The organism is Pseudomonas sp. PvP100 (assembly GCF_017833055.1).
Classification (GTDB): domain Bacteria; phylum Pseudomonadota; class Gammaproteobacteria; order Pseudomonadales; family Pseudomonadaceae; genus Aquipseudomonas; species Aquipseudomonas syringae.
In genome coordinates this window covers 3,105,962-3,119,485 of record NZ_JAFIBO010000001.1, presented here as the reverse complement: position 1 = coordinate 3,119,485, position 13,524 = coordinate 3,105,962, and the positions used below count along the sequence as shown (strand labels likewise).

12 protein-coding genes are annotated in these 13,524 nt (G+C 61.1%); 5 read left to right on the top strand and 7 right to left on the bottom strand.

The annotated features are described in order from the left end of the window. Positions 1-73: 73 nt before the first annotated feature. Complete coding sequence (locus JOE39_RS13195; protein ID WP_003314423.1) at positions 74-538, bottom strand: CopD family protein; 465 nt, start codon at positions 536-538, stop codon at positions 74-76. A gap of 107 nt (positions 539-645) precedes the next feature. Here JOE39_RS13195 and dinG point away from each other — a divergent pair, with 107 nt between their 5' ends. The 5 genes from dinG (at position 646) to JOE39_RS13170 (ending at position 6,894) form a co-directional block, all read left to right on the top strand. After that, on the top strand, positions 646-2,790 hold the full coding sequence (gene dinG, locus JOE39_RS13190) for an ATP-dependent DNA helicase DinG (protein WP_210077259.1): 2,145 nt from the start codon (positions 646-648) through the stop codon (positions 2,788-2,790). Between the two features lie 109 nt (positions 2,791-2,899). Then, positions 2,900-4,048 (top strand): serine hydrolase domain-containing protein, encoded by a 1,149-nt coding sequence (locus JOE39_RS13185; protein ID WP_210077261.1) that lies wholly within the window; start codon positions 2,900-2,902, stop codon positions 4,046-4,048. A 153-nt stretch (positions 4,049-4,201) separates the two neighbouring features. Next, positions 4,202-5,338, top strand: coding sequence for an OmpA family protein (locus JOE39_RS13180; protein WP_210077263.1), 1,137 nt, complete (start codon positions 4,202-4,204; stop codon positions 5,336-5,338). 296 nt (positions 5,339-5,634) lie between these two features. Continuing rightward, positions 5,635-6,282 carry a pyridoxamine 5'-phosphate oxidase gene (gene pdxH / locus JOE39_RS13175; protein WP_003363512.1) on the top strand — a complete coding sequence of 216 codons (648 nt, stop codon included), beginning with the start codon at positions 5,635-5,637 and terminating at the stop codon, positions 6,280-6,282. 147 nt (positions 6,283-6,429) lie between these two features. After that, positions 6,430-6,894: a glycine zipper 2TM domain-containing protein gene (locus JOE39_RS13170; protein ID WP_003314430.1), complete on the top strand. Its 465-nt coding sequence runs from the start codon at positions 6,430-6,432 to the stop codon at positions 6,892-6,894. A gap of 106 nt (positions 6,895-7,000) precedes the next feature. Here JOE39_RS13170 and JOE39_RS13165 read toward each other — a convergent pair whose 3' ends face one another. The 6 genes from JOE39_RS13165 to livH form a co-directional block, all read right to left on the bottom strand. Further along, positions 7,001-8,614, bottom strand: coding sequence for an NAD(P)/FAD-dependent oxidoreductase (locus JOE39_RS13165; protein WP_024661634.1), 1,614 nt, complete (start codon positions 8,612-8,614; stop codon positions 7,001-7,003). Between the two features lie 97 nt (positions 8,615-8,711). Further along, positions 8,712-9,392 carry a membrane protein gene (locus tag JOE39_RS13160; RefSeq protein WP_024649277.1) on the bottom strand — a complete coding sequence of 227 codons (681 nt, stop codon included), beginning with the start codon at positions 9,390-9,392 and terminating at the stop codon, positions 8,712-8,714. 256 nt (positions 9,393-9,648) lie between these two features. Then, on the bottom strand, positions 9,649-10,350 hold the full coding sequence (locus JOE39_RS13155) for an ABC transporter ATP-binding protein (protein ID WP_003314433.1): 702 nt from the start codon (positions 10,348-10,350) through the stop codon (positions 9,649-9,651). Further along, entirely contained in the window at positions 10,351-11,118 is a 768-nt protein-coding gene (livG, locus tag JOE39_RS13150; protein WP_003314434.1) for a high-affinity branched-chain amino acid ABC transporter ATP-binding protein LivG, read from the bottom strand. It abuts the gene before it with no gap. Further along, entirely contained in the window at positions 11,115-12,380 is a 1,266-nt protein-coding gene (locus JOE39_RS13145) for a high-affinity branched-chain amino acid ABC transporter permease LivM (protein WP_003393368.1), read from the bottom strand. Before JOE39_RS13145 ends, livG begins: the two co-directional genes overlap by 4 nt. After that, positions 12,377-13,300, bottom strand: coding sequence for a high-affinity branched-chain amino acid ABC transporter permease LivH (gene livH / locus JOE39_RS13140; RefSeq protein ID WP_003314436.1), 924 nt, complete (start codon positions 13,298-13,300; stop codon positions 12,377-12,379). Before livH ends, JOE39_RS13145 begins: the two co-directional genes overlap by 4 nt. Between the last annotated feature and the right edge of the window lie 224 nt (positions 13,301-13,524).

The window sequence follows — 13,524 nt, the reverse complement described above, 5'->3', positions numbered from 1 at the left end:
CCGATCGGGCAGGAAAACGCCCGCAAGCTGTGCGCGGTGTCACCGCCAGTGCCCCGCGATGTTCCGTTTTGCCTCAAAGGCCCGGACGCGCCGCCGCCAGCATGACCACGGCCAGACCGATAATCAGGTTGATGCCGACCAGGCGGCGGATATTGCCCAATGCCGCCGCGCCCTCGGCCCACTGCTCGGCTTCCACGGCACGACGCAGCTCCGGCAGTTGCAATGACTGGATACGCAAAAACAGCGCAACCATGACGACGTACAGGCCCATCATGATTTGCACATAACGCGGCGCGGTTTCAAAGCCGGTGAAGTTGAGCTGAATCATGCCGATGCCGGTTATCGGCAGCAGCACCACCGCAGCCCAGACCCAGGCGAAGAAGCGCGGAAACACCTGGACCCACACTTTCAGGCGAGAAGGGCCTTCAAGTGCTGCAATGACTGCTGGGCGCAACACCATCCAGGCGAAAAACATGCCGCCAACCCACACCAGGGCAGCCAGCAGATGCAATGTATAGACAGTAGAAAAAGCGGTCATCGCACACTCCGTTCTGCGCGGATGGATTTAGCGCGCTATGATAGCGCCCACTCAGAACTACTGAAAATTTATCCAGCCTTTTTAGCCGTGCCCCCGAACCGAAGCCAATGATCAGTACCGAACTCAAAACCCAGATCCAGGGCGCTTACTCGCGTTTCCTCGAAGCCAAGAGCCTCAAGCCACGCTATGGCCAGCGATTGATGATCGCTGAAGTCGCCAAGGTGCTGGGGGACATTGACACCGATGAAGAGGGCCGTCGTTCGGGCGATCCAGCGGTAGTGGCCGTCGAAGCCGGAACGGGTACCGGCAAGACCGTGGCCTATGCCATCGCCTCGATTCCCACCGCCAAGGCGGCAGGCAAGCGGCTGGTGATCGCCACCGCGACCGTCGCCCTGCAGGAGCAGATCGTCTACAAGGACCTGCCGGACCTGATGCGCAACAGCGGTCTGAATTTTACCTTCGCCCTGGCCAAGGGGCGCGGGCGTTACATGTGCCTGTCCAAGCTCGACGCACTGCTGCAGGAAAGTGACGCGACCAACGCGACCGCGCAGCTGTTCGAGGAAGAAGGCTTCAAGATCGAAGTCGATGAGGCCAGTCAGAAGCTTTTCACCAGCATGTTGCAGAAGCTGGCGGGCAACAAGTGGGACGGCGATCGCGACAGCTGGCCGCAGGAACTCGCCGATCAGGACTGGGCGCGTCTGACCACCGATCACAGCCAGTGCACCAACCGGCACTGCCCCAACTTTCAGCAGTGCGCCTTCTATAAGGCGCGTGAAGGCATGGGCAAGGTCGATGTGATCGTCACCAACCACGACATGGTGCTGGCCGACCTGGCACTGGGCGGTGGTGCGGTGCTGCCGGACCCGCGTGACACCTTGTATGTATTCGACGAGGGGCATCACCTGCCGGACAAGGCCATCGGCCACTTTGCCCACTACACCCGATTGAAATCGACCGCCGACTGGCTGGAACAGACCGCCAAGAACCTCGCCAAGCTGCTGGCCCAGCATCCGCTGCCCGGCGATCTGGGCAAGCTGATCGAGCAGGTGCCGGAGCTGGCCCGCGAAATCAAAGGCCATCAGCAGTTCATGTTCGGTGCCTGCGAGCAACTGGCGGATTTCCGCGCCGGTGAAGACATGCAGGGCCGCGAGCGTCCACGTCACCGCTTTGTCGGCGGCGTGATTCCCGAGCACATCCGCGAAATGGGCATCGAGCTCAAGAAGGGCTTCGCGCGCCTTGACGACCTGTTCACGCGCCTGACCGAGCTGCTCAAGGAAGGCATGGACGGTGAGGTCAACATCGGCATCGCCAGCCATCAGGCCGAAGAATGGTATCCGCTGTTCGGCAGCCTGCTGGCCCGCGCGCATGGCAACTGGGAATTGTGGACCGCCTTCACCGCCGAAGACCCGGAAGACAGCCCGCCAATGGCGCGCTGGCTGACCCTGGCCGACAGCGGTGCAATGTTCGATATCGAGGTCAATGCCAGCCCGATCCTGGCGGCGGAAATGCTGCGCCGCAACTTGTGGAACATCGCCTACGGCGCGCTGGTCACCTCGGCGACGCTTACCGCGCTGGGCAAATTCGACCGCTATCGCATGCGTGCCGGGCTGCCCAAAGGGGCGGTGACCGCCGTGGTGCCAAGCCCGTTCCATCACGCCGATGCCGGTGTGCTTCGTGTACCGGACCTCAAGGCCGACCCGCGTGACTCGGTGGCGCATACCGCCGCGATCATCCGCGACCTGCCCGGTCTGGTGGAGGGTTCGCGAGGCACGCTGGTGCTGTATTCGTCGCGCAAGCAGATGCAGGATGTCTTCGACGGCCTGGATCGTGATTGGCGCAAGCAGGTGTTCATTCAGGGCAACCTGTCCAAACAGGAGACCCTCAACAAGCACAAGGCACGCGTCGACAGCGGCGAGTCCAGCGTACTGTTCGGGCTGGCCAGCTTCGCCGAGGGTGTGGATTTGCCCGGCGCCTACTGCGAACACGTGGTCATCGCCAAGATCCCGTTCGCAGTGCCGGATGACCCGGTCGAGGCTGCGCTGGCCGAGTGGATCGAAGCGCGTGGCGGTAACCCGTTCATGGAGATCGCCGTGCCCGACGCCTCGTTGCGTCTGGTGCAGGCCTGTGGTCGCTTGCTGCGTACCGAAGAGGACCGCGGCACCATCACGCTGCTGGACCGCCGCATGGTCACCCAGCGCTATGGCAAGGCGATTCTCAATGCGCTGCCACCGTTCCGTCGGGAAATAACGTGAGCCAAAGATGAAGAGCGTTTCACATCTGTTCCCAAACCGCTCGATCGCTGAAACAATACGGCCCGTTTAGCCTGTCGCCAGGCTCATGTTGTCAGTCAGGAGTCAGCCGTTGCAGATCCAGGGTCATTACGAACTTCAATTCGAAGCAGTACGTGAAGCCTTTGCGGCGCTCTTTGACGACCCTCAGGAGCGCGGCGCCGCCTTGTGCATTCAGGTTGGTGGCCAGACCGTCATCGATCTGTGGGCGGGCACTGCCGACAAGGACGGTGCCGAGGCGTGGCACACCGACACTATTCTCAACCTGTTCTCCTGCACCAAGACCTTCACCAGCGTGGCGGTTCTGCAACTGGTCGAAGAGGGCAAGTTGAAGCTGGACGAACCCGTGGCCAGGCTTTGGCCCGAATTCGCCGCGGCGGGCAAGGCCTCCATCACGCTTCGCCAATTGCTCTGCCATCAGGCCGGGCTGCCCGCGTTGCGTGAGCCGTTGCCGGCCGAAGCGCTTTACCAGTGGGACACCATGACCGCCGCCCTGGCAGCCGAAGAACCCTGGTGGACACCGGGTCAGGGGCATGGTTATGCGGCGATCACCTATGGCTGGCTGGTGGGCGAGATGCTGCGCCGCGCCGATGGTCGAGGCCCTGGGGAGTCCATTGCTGCGCGTATCGCCCGCCCGCTGGGGCTGGATTTTCATGTTGGGCTGCCGGATGACCAGTTTCATCGCGTGGCCCATATCGCGCGCGGCAAAGGCAATGCCGGTGACGACGCTGCCCAACGCGTGCTGCAGGCGACGATGCGCGAGCCGGCTTCGATCACTGCCAAGGCGTTCACCAACCCGCCGTCGATCATGACCAGCACCAACAGGCCGGAGTGGCGCCGCATGCAGCAACCGGCGGCCAACGGCCACGGCAATGCACGCAGTCTCGCCGGTTTCTATAACGGTCTGCTCGATGGCAGCCTGCTTGAAGCCGACATGCTCAATGAGCTGACTCGGGAACACAGCCTCGGTCAGGACAAGACATTACTGACCTCGACCCGTCTGGGGCTGGGCTGCATGCTCGATCAGCCGGGCGTTGCCAACGCGACCTACGGCCTGGGGCCTAAAGCCTTTGGCCATCCGGGGGCGGGCGGCTCGGTAGGGTTCGCCGATCCTGATGACGAGGTTGCCTTTGGCTTCGTTAACAACACCTTGGGGCCCTACATTCTGATGGACCCACGTGCGCAGAAACTGGTCGGGGTTCTGCGTGAGTGTTTGCAGTAAGTATCGGCTATAAGTGCTTGTTTCATACCGACTGTCAGTTAAATGGCTGTAACAGGAACCGTACGACGGTTTCTTTTTCCAACTGCATCTTTATGCATGTTATACCGGCGTAGTTACGTCCTTCTGTCTGATCAAAACCGTTGCGGGTTACCCATGTCGTCTAATAAAAGCCTCGTTCTCGCCCTGTGCATCGCCGTGACCGGCTGTGCCCAAACCCCACAATCCGACTCTGCTGCAACCGGAGGCCATTGGTGGCAGTTCGGTTCCGGCAGCGACTCCGCTGACGCAGGCACCGCTGCCAAGGCTCCGGCACCGAGCCCGGCACCCGCTCCGGTTGCCAAGGCTGCGGCCACGCCGGCACCTGCGGCAGGTGCTGAAAACAGCGCGCCGTGGTACTGGCCGTTCGGTTCGAACGATAACGCGCAGGCCAAACCTGATGCCGTGGCCGACAAGCCGGCAGCCAAGCCCGCTGCGCCGGCGCTGGTTGCCAAATCGGAGACCGACACCAAGTGGTGGTGGCCGTTTGGCAACGACTCCTCCAAGGACGAGCCGAAAGCGCTGGCGATGCCTGATCCGAAAGTGACCCAGGCCTGGCTGGACGAGTACGAGCCGCGCCTGCGCGCTGCAATCAAGGACAGCCCGTTCCAGCTGGAGCGTCGCGAAGACCTGCTGGCAATCACCGCGCCAGTCGACAGCTCGTTCAACCCTGACCGTCCGGCCATGCTGCTGCCGAACACGCTGGGTCCGATCACCCGTCTGGCCAAGGTGGTCGAAGGCGATCAGAAAACTGCCGTGCTGATTCTCGGTCATGCCGACACTTCGGGTCCTACCGAAGCCAACCAGAAGATCAGCCAGGAACGTGCGCAATCGGTTGCCGCTATTTTCCGTCTCAGTGGCCTGGAGCGTAACCGTCTGAGCCAGCGTGGCATGGGTGCCGTGATGCCGCGCGCTGCCAACGACAGCCTGCAGGGCCGTGCGCTCAACCGCCGGGTCGAGATTCTCATGACGCCGCAGTACACCATGCGCGCGCTGATGAGCCGCTACGCACTGCCGCCAGTGGCGCCGACCATGGTCGCTACCCAGGACGTCAAGCCGGTTGCCCCGCCACTTGCCGCCGCACCTGCCAAGAAAGCCGCTGCGAAGAAAGACACCGCCAAGAAAGCTGCACCGGCCAAAGCCAGCACCGCCAAGAAGGCCGCGCCAGCCAAGACCACCGCAGCAGCTAAAAAACCAGCAGCGACCAAGGCCAAGGCGCCCGCCAAGAAAGATGACAGCCAGGCCAGTAACTGAGGCCTGGTTACCTCACGACTTTCGTCTCCACGCTCCGCGCTTTGCGTTGTGCACAAGTCCTGAATAGCCTGAAAAACAAGGCTTTCAGGCTTCTGCCCGGAGGGCGTGGGAGCGAACTTGTTCGCGAAAAGGCCGGTACAGTCTGCGAAACGTATCGTCTGAATCACCGTCTTCGCGAACAAGTTCGCTCCCACGGCCTTCGGCCAGAATCAAAAACGAATGTGTGATAACGGCGAGCGCCGAGCCTCGTAACGAGAGTTAGCTAACGTTCATGATATCTGCGCAGGAATGAAACCATGACTCAGACCCTGGCCGACATGCGCCGTGATTACACGCGCGACGGGTTGACCGAAGCGCAATCGCCGGACGAGCCCTTTGCACTCTTTCATGCATGGTTTGCCGACGCGGTGAACACTGAGCAGCCGCCTGTCGAGGCTAACGCCATGACACTGGCGACGGTTGATGAGCAAGGACGTCCACATTGCCGCGTCTTGCTGCTCAAGGGCCTGGACACTCAGGGGTTCACGTTTTTCACTAACTACGAAAGCGCCAAGGGCCAGCAGATCGCTGCACGTCCATTTGCCGCGATGACCTTCTTCTGGCCGACACTGGAGCGCCAGGTGCGTATCGAGGGTCGGGTGGAGAAAGTCTCTGCGCAAGAATCCGACGCTTATTACCAGGTGCGCCCTCTGGGCAGCCGTCTGGGTGCATGGGCCTCGCCACAGAGTCGCGTGATCGCGGATCGCGACGAACTGGAAGGCCTGATCAGACAGACGGAACAACGCTTCGCAGACACCCAGCCACATTGCCCCGAGCACTGGGGTGGCTACCGTCTTTTGCCCGAGCGGATCGAGTTCTGGCAGGGCCGCTCCAGTCGACTTCACGACCGTTTGAACTATCGTTTGATAGACGACAGATGGACACGCGAGCGCCTTGCACCCTGATTGAATTATTCGTTTGGCCAATCGTCTGAGCGTTATACGGGTTACGGCTGTATGAGGCCTGAATCAATTTAATTTGCAGGCTCGGGGCCGTGACAGCACCTTTGTCGGGTAGTCTAATGGCCACTGATTCCTCTGGAGATTCCTTTTATGCGCAAGTCTGCTCTTCTGGTTGCTTCGTTCACTGCCATGGCTCTGACGCTGGGCGGCTGTACCTCGAATCTGACCGGTGATTCCTATTCCCGTGATGAGGCCAGGACCGTACAGACAGTTCGCATGGGGACGATCGAATCCTTGCGTCCGGTCAAGATCGAGGGCACCAAGACCCCGATCGGCGGCGCGGCGGGTGCCGTTGTTGGTGGTGTGGGTGGCAGCGCTATCGGTGGGGGTCGCGGCAGTATCGTGGCAGCGGTGATCGGCGCAGTGGCCGGTGGTCTGCTGGGTTCGGCGACCGAGGAAGGCCTGACCCGTACGCAAGGTGTCGAAATCACCGTGCGTGAGGATGACGGCAGCATGCGTGCCTACGTGCAGCAGGTTCAGGAAAACGAGATTTTCCGGGTCGGCGAGCGCGTGCGCATCATGAGCGTCAACGGCACCAGCCGCGTTACCCACTGATCTGCAACACCGCACAGCAAAACCCCGAGCCGCAATGCTCGGGGTTTTTTATTGCCAAGCGTGAATGCTCCCACAAGGCTTATGTACAACGATAGTCAGACTGGGCTCAGCCCTCGATCCCCAGCATGTCGCGCACCAGCGCTTCGGCCACCCGAATGCCGTCCACACCAGCCGAGAGAATCCCGCCCGCATAGCCAGCGCCTTCACCCGCCGGGTAAAGGCCTTTGGTATTGAGGCTTTGCAGAGTCGGCCCGCGGGTGATGCGCAGCGGTGCCGAGGTGCGGGTTTCGATGCCGGTCAGCACAGCGTCGTGCAGTGAGAAGCCTTTGATCTGCTTGTCGAACGCAGGCAACGCTTCACGAATCGCTTCGATGGCAAAGGCGGGCAGGGCCTCGGCAAGGTCCACCAGCTTCACCCCCGGCTTGTAGGACGGTTCAACGCTGCCCAGAGCCGTCGAGGCCCTGCCTGCGATGAAGTCGCCAACCAGTTGCGCAGGCGCTTCGTAGCTGCTGCCGCCGAGCAGATAGGCGTGAGATTCCAGACGCTCCTGCAACTCGATACCGGCCAGCGGGCTGCCAGGGTAGTCCTGTTCCGGCGAGATACCGACCACGATGCCCGAGTTGGCATTGCGCTCGTTGCGTGAGTATTGGCTCATACCGTTGGTGACCACTCGGCCTGGCTCTGACGTCGCTGCCACGACCGTGCCGCCAGGACACATGCAGAAGCTGTAGACCGAGCGACCGTTGCTGGCGTGGTGCACCAGCTTGTAATCGGCTGCGCCGAGCTTCGGGTGACCGGCGTACTTGCCCAGTCGTGCGCGGTCGATCAACGATTGCGGATGTTCGATGCGGAAGCCCACCGAGAACGGCTTGGCTTCCATGAACACGCCACGGCCGTGCAGCATGCGGAAGGTGTCACGGGCACTGTGGCCCAGCGCCAGAATCACATGCCGCGACTCGAGCTGTTCGCCGCTGTGGAGCTGCACACCCAGCAATTGGCCGTTCTCGATCATCACGTCGGTCACGCGCTGCTGGAAGCGCACTTCGCCGCCCAGCGCTTCGATCTGATGGCGCATGTTCTCGACCACGCCCGTCAGGCGGAACGTGCCGATATGCGGCTTGCTGACATAGAGGATTTCTTCCGGGGCGCCGGCTTTCACGAATTCGTGCAGCACTTTGCGGCCGATGAATTTCGGGTCCTTGATCTGGCTGTAAAGCTTGCCGTCGGAAAAGGTCCCGGCACCGCCCTCGCCAAACTGTACGTTGGACTCGGGGCTGAGGACGTTTTTGCGCCACAGCGCCCAGGTGTCCTTGGTGCGCTGGCGAACTTCGGTGCCGCGCTCGAGGATGATCGGCTTGAAGCCCATCTGCGCGAGCAGCAGCCCGGCAAAGATACCGCAGGGTCCGAAACCCACGACGATCGGGCGCTCTGTCAGCCCCTCGGGAGCGTGACCGACGACTTTGTAGCTGACATCAGGTGCCGGGCCGACGTGGCGGTCATCGGCCAGCTTGCGCAACAGTGCTTCTTCATCCTTGACCTGGAAGTCGATGGTGTAGATGAAGCACAGCTCGGAAGACTTTTTGCGCGCGTCGTAGCTGCGCTTGAAGAGGGTAAAGTCCAGCAGTTCGCCGCTGTCGATACCCAGGTGCTTCAAGAGCGCAACGCGCAGGTCTTCTTCCGGATGATCGATCGGCAGCTTGAGTTCGGTGATTCGTAACATTAAGGGGTCCAGTTTTCGGGCCGCAGGTTCAGCCCGACAGCACTACAAGAACCGGCGATTATAAGCGCTGAACCCCTTTGGCGGCGAGCCTGAGCGATCAGTCGTCGCGTGAACCGCCGTAATAACCGCAGCCACGCTGGGCCTGGCCGTTTATGCGCAGTTCTGCAGTGAGGTGTTGCACCGAGCCGTCGACGCTGTCGACGCAGCGCTGTGGCGCAACCCAGATCTCGATGCGCTGATTGTTGGCCTCGCTGCTGACGCTGAAACTGCCGTCCGGCAGCTTCTCTTCCACGTAGGGCAGCGCCAGTGGCGCAACGCCTTCGCGTTCCAGAACCATGCCCTTGCCGCTGACATTGACGTTCCAGGCGGGCTTGTTGCCATTGACGTGCAATGTCAGGCGTTTGAAATTGAGGTCTTCACAGGCCTGGCCGGGACGTTCAACGCGGTACAGCTGATGCAGGTCCAGCTGACCGTCACTGTTGGCCGCCTTGCTCGCGGCAAAGCTGCCGCGCAGATCGGCAAACACCGTGCCTTTGCTGTCCGCCAGCGAGGCCGCTTCCTGCAGAATGCCGGTATTGCCGCGATCCTTGACCACGTAGCGACGCTGTTCGTTACACGGCTTGAACAGCAACTGGCCGTTTTCCCCGGTCAGGTCGCCCTGCATACGGAGCATGCCCACCGTGGAGACCTTCGGTTCCTCGGTCTGTTTACCGAGCAATTGACACCCGGCAAACAATGGTAGAAGAGCAAATACGAGGACGGAACGGGCAGCGAACATGATGTGGTCTCCAGACAGGTGCCGCCACGTTACTCAGACTGGAGGTGCATCACAAGGGTCGGGATGCTTATCGCGCGAGCAGTGGCTTTGACTATCGTGCAGGTTTGACGCTGACCGTAGGAGCGAACTTGTTCGCGAAAGGGCCGTTTTGTTCGACGAAAATATGTCGTTTAAACGAACGCCTTCGCGAACAAGCGAAGCGTCGCCCGATTCGCGCCTGCAAAACCGTTTCGGCCTCTCGGGACGTTATGTGAGCTTACCCGCCCAGATACGCGTCCCGCACTTTCGGATCGACCAGCAGTTCTTCACCTGTGCCTTGCATGACCACGCGGCCGTTTTCCAGTACGTAGGCGCGGTCGGCGACTTTCAGGGCCTGGTTGGCGTTCTGTTCGACCAGAAACACCGTCACGCCATCGCGGCGCAGCTGTTCGACGATCTCGAAAATCTGCTGGATGATGATCGGCGCCAGACCCAGTGAAGGCTCGTCCAGCAATAGCAACTTGGGCTTGCTCATCAGTGCACGACCAATGGCCAGCATCTGCTGTTCGCCGCCGGACATGGTGCCGCCGCGCTGATTGAAGCGTTCCTTGAGGCGTGGAAAGAGGTGCAGGACCTTGTCCATCTGTTCCTGATAATCCTCTTTTTCCGTGAAGAAACCGCCCATCGCCAGGTTCTCTTCAACGGTCAGACGCGCAAACACCCGGCGGCCCTCCGGCACCACGGCAATGCTCTTGCGCATGATGATCGACGACTCCAGCCCGACCAGTTCCTCGCCCATGTAGCGAATACTGCCGCTTTGGGCGCGCGGTGAGCCGCACAGGGTCATCAGCAGGGTGGACTTGCCCGCGCCGTTGGCGCCGATCAGGGTGACAATTTCACCCTGGCGTACTTCCACGTTGACGCTGTGCAGCGCCTGGATCTTGCCGTAGAAGGTGGAAACGTTTTCGAACTGCAGCATTTACGCTTCCCCCAGGTAGGCTTTGATCACATCAGGATTGTCACGAATCTGTTCCGGCGTGCCATCGGCCAGAGGCGTGCCCTGATTGATCACCACGATGTGGTCGGAAATGCTCATCACCAGTTTCATGTCGTGCTCGATCAACAGCACCGTCGCGTTGTGCTCGCTGCGCAACACGCCGATCAGTGCTTTCAGATCATCGGTTTCCCTGGGGTTCAGACCCGCTGCCGGTTCGTCGAGCATCAGAATGCGCGGACGCGTCATCATGCAGCGGGCGATTTCCAGGCGGCGTTGCTGACCGTAGGCCAGCGTCCCGGCAGGGCGGTTGGCGAATTCCCTGAGGTTGACCGCCTCCAGCCAATGCTCGGCGTAGTCCATGGCCTCACGTTCGCTGCGGCGGAACGCGGGCGTCTTGAACAGGCCGGACAGGAAGTTGGTATTCAAATGCCGGTGCTGGGCAACCAACAGGTTTTCCACGGCGGTCATTTCCTTGAACAGGCGCACGTTCTGGAACGTACGCACCACACCCTTGCGCGCGATCTGGTGGCCAGCCAGGCCCTGGATCGGCTCACCGTCCAGCAGAATCGTGCCTGCGCTCGGCCGGTAGAAACCGGTCAGGCAGTTGAAAACTGTCGTCTTGCCGGCGCCATTGGGGCCGATCATCGACACAACCTGCCCCTGATTGACGGTCAGGGCAACGCCATTGACCGCCAGCAGGCCGCCAAAACGCATGCTCAAGCCAGTGGCTTGCAGTAATGGGCGGCTCATTTAGGCAGCTCCGCTTTCAATTTCATTTCGGGGCGCTGCATCGGCAGGAAGCCTTGTGGACGCCAGATCATCATCAGCACCATCAGCGCGCCGAACATCAGCATGCGGTAGTCACTGAACTCACGCATCAGCTCAGGCAACAGGATCATTACGATCGCCGCCAGAATCACGCCCAGTTGCGAGCCCATGCCACCCAGCACCACGATGGCGAGGATGATTGCCGACTCGATGAAAGTGAACGACTCCGGAGTGATCAGACCCTGACGTGCAGCAAAGAAGCTGCCCGCGAAACCTGCGAACGCAGCGCCAAGGGTGAAGGCCGAGAGCTTGATCACGGTCGGGTTCAGACCCAGTGCGCGGCAGGCGATTTCGTCTTCGCGCAAGGCTTCCCAGGCCCGTCCGATCGGCATGCGCAGCAGGCGATTGATGACGAACAACGCCGCCAGCGCCAGCAGCAGGGCGATCAGGTAGAGAAAGATGACCTTGTTGATCGAGTTGTACGGCAGGCCGAAGAACTCGTGGAAGGTCTGCATGCCCTCAGCGGCCTTGCGCTCGAAGGTCAGACCGAAGAGGGTCGGCTTTTCGATGTTGCTGATGCCGTTCGGACCACCAGTGATATCAGTCAGGTTGCGCAGGAAGATACGGATGATCTCGCCGAACCCCAGCGTCACGATGGCCAGGTAGTCGCCGCGCAGACGCAACACCGGAAAGCCCAGCAGGAATCCGAACAGCGCCGCCATCAGTCCCGCGATCGGCAGGCAGATCCAGAAGCCGAGCCCGTAGTAGTGCGACAGCAGGGCATAGCTGTAAGCCCCGACCGCATAGAAACCGACATAACCCAGGTCAAGCAGACCTGCCAGGCCGACCACGATGTTCAGGCCGAGGCCGAGCATCACGTAGATCAGGATCAGCGTGGCAATGTCCACCGCGCCGCGCGACCCGAAGAATGGCCAGATGAAGGCCAGCACGATGAGCGCCGCAAGGCCCCAGCGCTGGGTTTTCGGCTGGGTCAGGAAGTCGCTGGTCTTTTGCGGGATCAGCGGTTTTTCGGAGCCACGACGCAGGCCGCTGATCTGCTCGGCGAACAGCACGCGCAGGAACAGCAGCACCGAACACACGGCAATGATGGTCAGGGTCAGCGGGCTGGCGTTCTGCACTTGCAGGGTGACGCCGGAAAAGGCCAGTTTCAGGCCGAACACCGGGTAGGCCACGGCCCAGACCAGTAAGGCGCTGAACAGCGCCTGTTTGAAAGACTTGCTCATACTTTCTCAACCTCCGGACGACCCAGAATGCCGGTCGGTCGGAACAGCAGCACCAGGACCAGCAGGCCGAAAGCCACGACGTCCTTGTACTGATCACCAAAAATGTCGGCACCGAAGGCTTCGGCGACGCCCAGCACCAGGCCACCGAGCACGGCACCCGGGATCGAGCCGATACCGCCCAGTACCGCAGCCGTGAAGGCTTTCAGGCCGACGAGGAAACCGGCGTTGGGGTTGATCACGCCGTATTGCATGCTCAGTAGCATGGCGGCGACGGCGGCCAGTGCAGCACCGACCACGAAGGTCAGGGCGATGATGTTGTTGGTGTTGATGCCCAGCAGATTGGCCATCTTCATGTCCTCGGCGCAGGCGCGGCAGGCGCGGCCCATTCGCGAGCGGGAGATGAACAGGGTCAGGCCGGTCATGGCCACCAGGGTGACGACGAACACCACGATCTGCATGTAGGAAATCAGCACTTCCTCTGCGCCACCGGGCCCGAACGAGAGGCTGCCGGGCAGCAGGTTGGGGATGGCGAAGTTGCCCGAGCCCTGGGAAAGCTGGACCGAGTTCTGCAGAAAGATCGACATGCCGATGGCGGAAATCAGTGGAATCAGACGGTTGCTGTTGCGCAACGGACGGTAGGCCACGCGCTCGATGCTGTATCCGTAGGCACTGGTCACGATGATCGCAGCGGCAAAACCGGCAATCATCAGCAACGGCAGGCTGTGAATCCCCAGCATCGCCAGACCGGCGAGGGCCATGAAAGCTACATAGGAACCGATCATGTACACCTCGCCATGGGCGAAGTTGATCATTCCGATGATGCCGTACACCATCGTGTAACCGATGGCGATCAATGCATACGTACTGCCAATGGTCAGGCCATTGACCAGCTGCTGCATGTAGTGGAATAACTCGGGCATTTACCGCGCTCCTAAAAACCTGATCTGCATTTCTCTGACCTGCGCCGGGGTGGCATTCTGTCGATGCGTAGCCTGTTGCGCTATCAAGGAACCGCTATTGACGGTTTTAAGATTTTCAGGGGGCCTCGTGCACGCCGTTCGGGTCGCCGAAACGTGCGTACGGGCCTGGATTCGTAAAACAAAGCCCACTGCGCTGGCAGTGGGCTTTGAGGGTTGACGCAAGC

Excerpts from the sequence above, each read along its gene's own strand:
- livH (WP_003314436.1), bottom strand. The coding sequence starts at position 13,300 with ATGCCCGAGTTATTCCACTACATGCAGCAGCTGGTCAATGGCCTGACC.
- pdxH (WP_003363512.1), top strand. The coding sequence starts at position 5,635 with ATGACTCAGACCCTGGCCGACATGCGCCGTGATTACACGCGCGACGGG.
- JOE39_RS13145 (WP_003393368.1), bottom strand. The coding sequence starts at position 12,380 with ATGAGCAAGTCTTTCAAACAGGCGCTGTTCAGCGCCTTACTGGTCTGG.
- JOE39_RS13180 (WP_210077263.1), top strand. The coding sequence starts at position 4,202 with ATGTCGTCTAATAAAAGCCTCGTTCTCGCCCTGTGCATCGCCGTGACC.
- JOE39_RS13155 (WP_003314433.1), bottom strand. The coding sequence starts at position 10,350 with ATGCTGCAGTTCGAAAACGTTTCCACCTTCTACGGCAAGATCCAGGCG.
- JOE39_RS13160 (WP_024649277.1), bottom strand. The coding sequence starts at position 9,392 with ATGTTCGCTGCCCGTTCCGTCCTCGTATTTGCTCTTCTACCATTGTTT.
- dinG (WP_210077259.1), top strand. The coding sequence starts at position 646 with ATGATCAGTACCGAACTCAAAACCCAGATCCAGGGCGCTTACTCGCGT.
- JOE39_RS13170 (WP_003314430.1), top strand. The coding sequence starts at position 6,430 with ATGCGCAAGTCTGCTCTTCTGGTTGCTTCGTTCACTGCCATGGCTCTG.
- JOE39_RS13165 (WP_024661634.1), bottom strand. The coding sequence starts at position 8,614 with ATGTTACGAATCACCGAACTCAAGCTGCCGATCGATCATCCGGAAGAA.
- JOE39_RS13195 (WP_003314423.1), bottom strand. The coding sequence starts at position 538 with ATGACCGCTTTTTCTACTGTCTATACATTGCATCTGCTGGCTGCCCTG.
- livG (WP_003314434.1), bottom strand. The coding sequence starts at position 11,118 with ATGAGCCGCCCATTACTGCAAGCCACTGGCTTGAGCATGCGTTTTGGC.